Genomic DNA, 9,762 nt, shown 5'->3' with positions numbered 1-9,762 from the left:
GCGGTGCAGGAATCCCGTTCCAGAAGGTGCGGGCGGGTCGGTCAGGGCAGTGGCGAGTCCGCGGGAGCCGTGAGATCGAGGTCTGGGAGCCCCTGAACGTCCGCGCGCCCCTCGAGGCCCTGGGGGTCTGGGAGTGCGCCGAGGTCTGGAAGTGCACCGAGGTCTGGAAGTGCACCGAGGTCTGGAAGTGTGCCGGGGCCCTGGAGTGCGGCGAGGTCGTGGCGGTGCCAGGCCTGGTCGGTGACCTCGGTCGTGCCGGTCGGGGTGCGCAGGAACCGTAGGCCCATGGGGCCGGTCCAGTAGTAGGTTCCGGGTGCGAGCGTGACGTAGGACCACGAGCCGCGCCCCTGCGGCTGTCCGGGATGGTTGTGGGTCTTCCAGCGGTGGTGCCGGCGGCACAGGCTGGCGAGGTTGCAGGTGCAGGTCGGCCCGCCGGTCGGGTCGCCCTGGCGGTCGGTCTTCCAGGGGTCGATGTGGTCGGCATCGCAGGCTCGGGCCGGGCGGGCGCAATTGGGGAACACGCAGGTTCGATCCCGTAGGTGGAGGTGGTCCTTGATCACGTCCCCGGCGGCATAGCCGGCGACTTCGTGTTCGGTTTCGAGGTCGATGACCGGACGCACGAATATCTGCGGCCCCCACGACCCACCAGACCCGCGCGGCCTATCAGAGCCCCGTGGCCCGTCAACGGGCGCGCTGTCGGGCATGGCCGGGCCGTGGGGTGTGGTGAACATGGCGACGACCTCGGCGGCGCTGATCACGAGCCCGGGCGGGATCCCCGGCCCCTCGATGCGCACGGGTTCGCGGGCCAACCGGCCCGCGACGTAGGCCGGACCTGCGGCGTGTTCGGGACGAGCCGGACCTGCGGCGTGTTCGGGACGAGCCGGACCGGCGGCGTGTTCGGGACAAGTCGTGTCCACCGAGGTGGCCGAGCCCGGCGGGTCCGCGCACGACCCACCGGCGAGCAGGCAGCCAGGATCACGGTCGGGACGATCAGGAGGCCGATCACCGGGATGACGATCGAGTGATCGGTCGCCGGGATGACGATCGGGTGGTCGGCATCCAGAATGACAGTCGGGGTGGTCGGGCGGCCTGCCGTCGGGCCAGAACGCCGAGGCGTTCATGTGCAGATACATGACGACCTTCGCCCGCGGCACGCCCCGACCCGACCACGCGGGCCCACACGAGACACCACCGCCCGCAGCCGTGGCAGGCGCCTCGCCGGTCAGACCCGCCGCCGCTCCGGCCGCGCCTCCCACGGCTGGACTCGCGCCCGTGCCCGCGGCCATGACGTTGGTGCCGCCCGTGCAGTCCGGCGCCCCCGCCCCCGGTCCCTGGGCCTGCTGGGTCCCCGGGGTCTGCTGGGCCTGCCGGGCCTGCTGGGCCTGCTGGCCTGGTTGCCCGTTGGTCAGGTCGCGGGCGTCCTGCCGAGCCGGTGCGGGGTGGTGGGTGGCGGCGATGATGCCCTCGAAGGTGAGCGAGCGTCGGGTATCGAGGACCTCACCGGATCCGGCGGCCTTGAGTTGCGCGGCCCCGAAGGCCAGGCTCTGTTCCAGATCGAGGGCCGCGAACGTGGACACGATCGCATCGATGCGGCCCGTGCCGTCGGTGCCGATGTGGACATCGGCCCGGCGCGGATCGGCCTGCGCCCGCTGCAGGTCGGCGTACTGGTCGGGCATGTGGGTGATCATCGCCTCCCGCACCAGACCCTTGATCGCGTATCGGCCCCGGATCGCGCCGGCGGCTGCGACCTGGACATCGACGAACCGGGCCGCCTCCACAGTCAAACCGAGGGTCTGTTCGGCCACCAGCCGGGCCGTGTGCGCCCGGGTACGCCCATCCAGGACCCGCCCGTACAGCAGTGGCAGGCGTTCGGCGACCTCGAGGGCTTCGAGGAGCATCGCCTGGGCGGCGTCGGTGGAGAAGCCGGTCACGGCCGCGAACCAGTTCGCCGCCGAATCACAATACGAGACCCCCAGGGCCAGATCGGTGTGGCACGACCACGCCCCGCACTCTTCGGTGACCGGGCTGCGTTGGGCGATCTCGATCGCCAGGAAGAACAGATCGGCCTCCGCGCCCGCCTGGACCTTGCGCACCTGACGGACCCGGTCCAGTACCGCGTCCTCGGACGCGATCGAGGCGATCTCCGCTCGCCTCGCTCGCATCTGCCGGACTGCCTTCGTGCTCATGAAACAACCCTAGAACCGAGCACCGACATTCACCCCGGGCAACTCAACGACAGCCCGAAGCCCATGGAATCCCGCTGCATCCCACGGAATCCAGGGAACGGTCCACGCCCCCTCCGGTCGGAGCCGGGTGCGTGTGATTCGGCCGACACCCCGACCGGTAGCCGAGCGTTTATGTGCGGCGGGTACGATCGAACGCCGAAGGACAGGTGCGACGAGAGAGGGTTGAGTGCGGGAGCGCAGGCGAGCCAGGCGCCGGCAATGGGTCGGTGCCGTCGTCACGGCACTCGTCTCCACCCTCGTGGTCGTCCTCTCCCTCACCTACGAGGGCGTGGCCACCGCCGACGTCGACTTGCACAACGGCGGCATCTGGGTCACGAACGACGCCTCGGTGCTCGTCGGCCGACTGAACGAGCCGGTCGGGGAGATCGACGCGAGCACCGCCGGTACCTCCCGGTCGCTCGACGTGCGCCAGCGCGGCGAGAGCGTCTACCTCCTCGATCGGCAGGCCGGCAGTCTGCAGCGGATAGACACGGCCATGGTGGCCCTGGCCGGGAGCAGCGTGCCGCTCGGGTCCGAGGCCGAGGTCGGCCTCGGCGAGAACACGGTCGGCGTGCTCGACCCCCGCACGGGCGACATGTGGTCCTTGCCCTTCGACGGCGTCTCCGTGCTCGAGGACCCGACCGCGACCGCCACCGCTCATGTGGGCGACGACGCCTCCCTCGCGGTGGCCGACGACGGCACGGTCCACGCCCTCGATCCCGTCCCTGCCGAGATCGTCACGATCGACCCCGCCACCCGGCCCGGTGTCGAGGAGCTGACGGCCGACGGCGCCACGGACACCGGCGAGGGCGACCCCGACGGCTCGGACGGATCCGACGCCGAGGAGGCGGCCGGCGAGGATGCAGAGGCGGGCGGTTCGGGCGCCGAGGGCTCCGACGCACCCGATCCCGTCACGCGTACCCCGCTCGGCGAGGGCGTAGACCTGAGCACCTCGCAGACGCAGCTGACCGTCGTCGGCACGGTGCCGGTCGTGCTCGCCTACGACGAGAGTGCTCGCAGTCTGCGGCTCCTACGTCCGGACTCTGGGCAGTCGGAGCCGATCGACCTGAGCGACACGGGACTCGACCTCGCCTCCGCCCGGCTGCAGGCGCCGTCGGTCGGAGGATCCGAGGCGTTCATCGCCACCAGTGACGCCCTGATCGCCGTGCCGCTCGACGGCTCCGAGCCTCGGATCGAGCCCGTGGCCGCGGGCGCCCCGGCGCAGCCGGTCCAGGTGGCCGGCTGCGCGCACGGTGCCTGGTCGAGCGCCGATTACGTGCGCTGGTGTGGTTCGGGGGAGCGGGCCGCGGCCGCCGTCCACGAGCAGATCCCCGACTACGGCACGGGTGAACTGCGGTTCCGGGTCAACCACGACCTCGTGGCGCTCAACAACCTCGACGACGGCGACTCCTGGCTGCTCGAGGAGACCCTCGTCCTCGTGGACAACTGGACCGAGACCATCCCGCCCACCGACGAGCAGGAGGAGGACGAGGAGGAGTCCGACGACCTCGTCCAGGAGGACGTCCCGCTCGAGCGCGACCAGGAAAACCGCGACCCCGTGGCGCAGGACGACGATCTCGGCATCCGAGCGGGATCCTCCACGACCCTGCCGGTGCTCGCCAACGACTCCGACGCGGACGGGGACCTGCTGGCGGTGACGGACGTCGAGGCCGTGCCCGAGACGTTCGGGACCCTCGAGCCCGTGCACCACGGCCGTGCCCTGCAACTACACGCCACGGAGCAGGCGAGCGGCACCGTGCGAGTGGAGTACACGATCGGCGACGGCCGCGGGGGAGAGGACTCGGCCACACTCACGCTCACCTCCACGCCGCCGAACGGCAACCGGCGGCCGGTGCAGACCGAGGACGTCGAACTGACGGTCGTCACGGGTGAGGCCGCGAGCGTCGATGTGATGCCGGCCGTCCAGGACCCCGACGGCGACCCCGTCTACGTCGTCGGCGGCGAGAGCATGGACGAGCACGACATCACGACCAGCCCGACCGGGATGGTGCGCATCGCCGACCGGGGACTGAGTACGGGGAAGCGGACCGTGCCGGTGCGGGTCTCCGACGGGCGCGCCGAGACCGAGATCGCGATCGACCTGACCGTGCTGCCCGAGGGGCCGGCCGAGCCCGAGGTCGTCTTCGACTACGCGCACGGCTTCACAGGCCAGGAGATCCGGGTGGAACCGCTGCGCAACGACCGCGACCCGGGTGGCCGCGACCTGCGGCTCGCGCAGGTCGGCGGCGTCGAGGGGGCGACGGTCTCTCCCCGTCTCGACGACGGGATCTTCACCCTGACGAGCGAGAGCCCGGGCACCTACTACGTGACCTACACGGCCGCGAACGAGGACGGCCTGTCCGCCGAGGGCCTCGTGCGGATCGACGTCGAGGCCCGCGCCGAGCGCGCCCCGACGGCGGTGGCGGACATGGCGCTCCTGCCTCCCGGCGGCTCGGTGCTCGTGGACGTGCTCGCCAACGACATCGATCCGGCGGGCGCTGTCATCGCCGTCGAGCGGGTCGAGCCGCCCACCGATCTCGACGTCTCGATCACCGACCACCGGGTGCTCGAGATCTCCTCGCCTCAGGGGATCGCCGGCCCGACCGATCTCGAGTACACGGCCTCCAACGGTCACGGCACCTCCCGGGGCACCGTCACCGTGCTGCCCCTGCCCACGGACTCCGAGCCGCTGCCTCCCGTGGCGAAGGCCGACACGGTCCGCGTGCGCGCGGGCGACCACGTGACGATCCCCGTGCTCGAGAACGACATGCACCCCGGCGGCCTGCCGTTCGAACTCCAGGACGCTCTCGTGGAGGAGCCGGGCGCCGGCGAGATCTTCACCTCGCAGAACACCGTGCGGTTCAAGGCGCCCGACCAGGCAGGCACCCTCACGGCGATCTACGGCATCGAGGACGAGAACGGGCAATCGTCCTCGGCGACCATCACGATCCACGTGGTCGCGCACTCGGACGATGTCAACTCCCCGCCGCGGCCCGGCCCCGTGGACGTGCGCGCCTTCGCCGGTGAGCGCATCCGCATCCCGATCGACCTGCTCGGGCTCGACCCGGACGGCGACTCGGTCTCCGTCGCCGGCGTGTTCGAGGCGCCCACGGTCGGCCGGGTGCTCGAGGTGGGCACCGCCTGGCTCGACTATCGGGCCCCGAGCGACGCCCACGGCGTCGACACCTTCAGCTACCTCGTGGTCGACCGGCTCGGTGCGACCGCCACCGCCGAGATCCAGGTCGGCATCATCCCGCCGCCGGCCACCAACTCACCGCCGCTGCCCACGGCCGACGAGGTGCACGTCCGACCGGGCAGGCCCGTCCAACTCGACGTGCTCGCCAACGACACCGATGCCGACGGCGACCAACTCACCTACGGCGTCCCCGCCTTCACCGAGACCGACGGGCTCGAGGTCGAGGTGACCGACGGTCTCGTGAGCTTCACCTCCCCGGAGCAGGAGGGCACCTCGGTGCTCACCTACCAGGTGACCGACCGGCGCGGCGGGCATGCCCAGGGCACCCTGCGGGTGGTGGTGAGCGAGGACGCGCCACTCCTGCCGCCGATCGCCGTCGACGACGTCGTGCCCGGCCACGCGATCGTCGACACCGACACGGTGACCATGGACGTGCTCGCCAACGACTGGGACCCGGACGGGTCGCGACACGATCTGACGCTGAGCGTCGAGCCGGCCGAGGGCGGGCAGGACACGGCGGCCGGTGGTGCACGCATCATCGACGGCGAACTCGTGGCGCCGGTGCGGGACGAGCGCCAGGTGCTCCTCTACACCGTGACCGACACCGACGGTCTCACCGGCAAGGCCTTCGTCGAGATCCCGGGCCGTCTCGACACCGGTCCCGTGCTGCGACCGGACCTCGATCTGAGCGTCGACAGCGGTGAGGAGGTCGTGCTCGACCTGGCCGACGTGGTCGTGGCCCCGAGCGGCAAGCCCGTGCAGCTGGCCGACGCCGCGGCGACCGTGGCCACGAACTCCGACGGCAGCTCGCCCGTGGTCGACGACACGACGCTGCGGTTCGTCTCGGCCGCCGACTACGTGGGACCGGCCACCCTCACGTTCCGCGCTACCGACGCCGAGGATCCGAACGCGAACGGCATCCTCGTCTCGACCATCACCGTTCCGATCCAGGTGCTCCCCGTGGGCGCCGTGCCGCCCTCGATGCGCGGTGGCAGCCTCGACCTCGAGGCGGGCGGCGACCCACAACAGCTCATCCTCGGCCAGTTGAGCGACGATCTCGACACCGACGTCGACGATCTGACCTACGAGATCGTCGAGGCCCCCGCCGGGTTCCGCGCCGAGATCACGGGCGGCATGGTGCTCGAGGCGGCCGCCGAGGTCGACACGCCCCCCGACACGACCGGCGCGGTCTCTATCCGGGTGACCGATCCCGACGGCGGCTCCGATACGGCGGATATCGCGGTGCGAGCGCTCTCGTCCACGGCCCCGCTCATCACCACGGGCGACGACGACCTCGGAGACGTCCACCAGGGCCGGGCCACCCCCATCGATGTGCTCGCGAACGACTCCAACCCGTTCCCGGGCGAGCCCCGCACGATCACCGACGCGTTCGTCGAGACCGGCTCCGGCGACGTGGCCATCGAGGGCGACTCCCTGTCGATCACCCCGAGTGCGGACTTCGTCGGGCGGATGAGCATCGTCTACCGCGTGGTCGACCGCACGAAGGATCCCGCCCGGGCGGTCGAGGGCCGGGTGCGCGCCTCCGTGCTCGGCGCCCCCGAGCAGCCCGTGCCCCCGCGGATCGAATCGGTCGGCAACCGCGAGGTCGTCGTCTCGATCACGCCCCCGAGCGACAACGGCGCCCCGATCACGGGCTACACCGTGGCACCCGATGGTGCCGGCGCCCAGGACTGCCCGAACACGACCTGCACGATCACCGGGCTCGCGAACGGGACCGACTACACCTTCACGGTCACCGCCGTGAACGAGGTGGGGGAGTCGCCGCCGTCGGGCGCCTCGGCCGCCGCCACCCCCGACGTCAAGCCCGGCCCCGTCGCGCCCCCGACACTCACGTTCGGCGACCGGGAGCTCGGGGTCGACTGGAGCCCGCCGGCGAACGAGGGCACGCCCATCCGCGAGTACCAGGTCCAGATCTCCCCGTCCCCGGGAGGATCCGGGCAGGAGAGTGTCACCGGGGACGTGACGAGCCTCACCTGGACCGGGCTGACCAACGGCACCGCCTACCAGTTCCGGGCCCGGGCACTGAACGAGGCCCGCGAGCCCGGGGAGTGGGGCCCCTGGTCCGCCACCGAGATCCCCGCCGGCGTGCCGGCGGCGCCGGCCGCACCGACGATCGAGCGGGTCGACACCCCCGCGGGCGGGCAGATCGACGTGGCCTGGGTCAAGCCCTTCGAGAACGGCGCCGCCATCGACGCCTATCACGTCACGATGATCACGGACGGCGCCCCCGCCGAGCCCGTCCGCTTCGACGCGAGCACGACCAACCACCGGTTCGAGGTGACCAACGGCAGGGACTACGCCTTCACCGTCGTCGCCGAGAACCGGGCCGGGAGGTCGGACCCGAGCCCGGCCTCGGAGCAGGTGCGCTCATTCGGCAGGCCCGGGATCCCGACGTCCGTGCGGGCCGAGCCGACGGGCGAGAACGGCAGGGCGACGGTCTCGTGGACGGCGCCGGGCGACAACGGTCAGGCGATCCGGCAGTACCAGTACAGCATCGACGGCGGCAGCAGGTGGACGGGCGTGAGCAATGGCGGAACGATCGGCGGCCTGACGAACGGCACGACGTACCGGCTCGCGGTGCGCGCCTGCAACAGCTATTGCGGCGAGGCCTCGGCGGCGGTCGGCGTGTCCACCTACGGCCCGCCGGGCAGCCCCGACATCGACTCGACGGTCGGCGGGCAGCGCATCACCTTCTCGTGGCGGCTTCCGGCCTCGGACAACGGCGCGACGATCAGCACGGTCGAGTACAGGACCGACGGCGGCTGGAAGCGATCGAAGCGCGACGACTCCGCCTCCGTCGAGCCCGGCTGGAACTCCTCGGGATTGATCGAGGTGCGGGTCACGAACGAGCACGGCCAGACCACGACCGGCTCCGCATCGGCACGCACCGGTGCCAACCCGGTCAAGCCCACCCTCGAGGTGCGGCGCACCCGGCCCGCGAACGAGGGCTCCGCCTGCACACACCGCTCCTGCGCCTACGTCGACATCGGCTACGCGAACCTGACCCCGGGGGAGACCTACACGTTCGAGGTCTGGTTCCCGCCCGCGGACGACCGCTTCGGGCCGCCGACCGACCTGCGCGAGACGGTCGCCGTCGCCGTGACCGACCCGAGCGGCGTCGTGCGCACGGAGCGCTTCTACGGCTACCCGGGCGGCGACGTCAAGGTGGCCGTCGCCGGCGGCGACCTCGGCGGCGCCGAGTATTCGACCACGCGCGAATGGCCGGACGCCGATCCCGGCTAGTCTCTTCCACGGCCCACCCCCGCCTCACCCCGATCGCCCCCGACCGCCCCCGACCGCCACAGCCCCGCATCGAAAGGATCCCCATGACCGTAACCGCCGACGAGGTCATGACCCCGGACCAGGCCCTCTGGTTCTCCGACACCTTCTCGCGTCTCGTCGCGAACGTGGAGCAGGCGGTGCTCGGGAAGAACGAGGTGATCCGGCTCGCGTTCACGTGCCTGCTCTCCCGCGGTCACCTGCTGCTCGAGGACTACCCGGGCACCGGCAAGACCTCGCTCGCGCGGGCGCTCTCCGCCACGGTGCAGGCGAGCCACAGCCGGATCCAGTTCACCCCCGACCTGCTCCCGAGCGACGTCACGGGCGTGACGATCTTCGACCAGGACAGCCGGCAGTTCACGTTCCACCGGGGCCCGATCTTCGCCTCGGTCGTGCTCGCCGACGAGATCAACCGGGCCTCGCCCAAGACCCAGTCGGCGCTGCTCGAGGTGATGGAGGAGGGCCGGGTGACCGTCGACGGGGTCGCCCACGACGTGGAGCAGCCGTTCATCGTGCTCGCCACCCAGAACCCGATCGAGCAGGCCGGCACGTACCGGCTGCCGGAGGCCCAGCTCGACCGGTTCCTCATGCGCACCTCGCTCGGCTACCCCGACCGGGACGCCACGATGGGCATCCTCGCCGGCTCCTCGGTGCGCGACCGCTCCGCCGTGCTCGAACCGGTCATCACCGCCGGGGCCGTCGTGGAGATGGCGACCCTCGCCAACGGCGTCTACGTGGACGAGGCCGTGCTCGAGTACGTCACCCGGCTCGTCGAGGCCACCCGCTCCACGCCGGAGATCGCCCTCGGCGCCTCGGTGCGCGGGGCCCTCGCCCTCGTCCGCAGCGGCAAGACCTGGGCCGCCGCCCACGGCCGCCACTACGTGATCCCCGACGACATCAAGGCCCTCGCCCAGCCCGTGCTCGCCCACCGGATGGTGCTCGACGCGGAGGCCGAGTTCGACGGCGCCACGACGGCAGCGGCCCTCGACCGCATCCTCGCCACGGTGACGCCGCCGGCCCAGCGCACGGCCAACTGAGAGC

Annotated in this window: 3 protein-coding genes; 2 read left to right on the top strand and 1 reads right to left on the bottom strand. The window is 71.9% G+C overall.

The genetic code is table 11. The annotated features are described in order from the left end of the window. Positions 1-41: 41 nt before the first annotated feature. Positions 42-2,186: an HNH endonuclease signature motif containing protein gene (locus tag GCE65_RS08490; RefSeq protein ID WP_153878077.1), complete on the bottom strand. Its 2,145-nt coding sequence runs from the start codon at positions 2,184-2,186 to the stop codon at positions 42-44. Between the two features lie 226 nt (positions 2,187-2,412). On the opposite strand from GCE65_RS08490, the gene GCE65_RS08485 reads away from it, so the two are divergent. Together GCE65_RS08485 and GCE65_RS08480 are read left to right on the top strand one after the other, a co-directional pair. After that, positions 2,413-8,685 (top strand): Ig-like domain-containing protein, encoded by a 6,273-nt coding sequence (locus tag GCE65_RS08485; protein ID WP_153878076.1) that lies wholly within the window; start codon positions 2,413-2,415, stop codon positions 8,683-8,685. A gap of 83 nt (positions 8,686-8,768) precedes the next feature. Next, positions 8,769-9,758, top strand: a complete 990-nt coding sequence (locus GCE65_RS08480; protein WP_228759851.1) for a MoxR family ATPase — start codon at positions 8,769-8,771, stop codon at positions 9,756-9,758. Positions 9,759-9,762 lie beyond the last annotated feature (4 nt).

Source organism: Pseudactinotalea sp. HY158 (assembly GCF_009660225.1).
Taxonomy (GTDB): domain Bacteria; phylum Actinomycetota; class Actinomycetes; order Actinomycetales; family Beutenbergiaceae; genus HY158.
The sequence above is the reverse complement of the archived record's forward strand: the minus strand, read 5'-3'. Positions and strand labels throughout refer to the sequence as shown.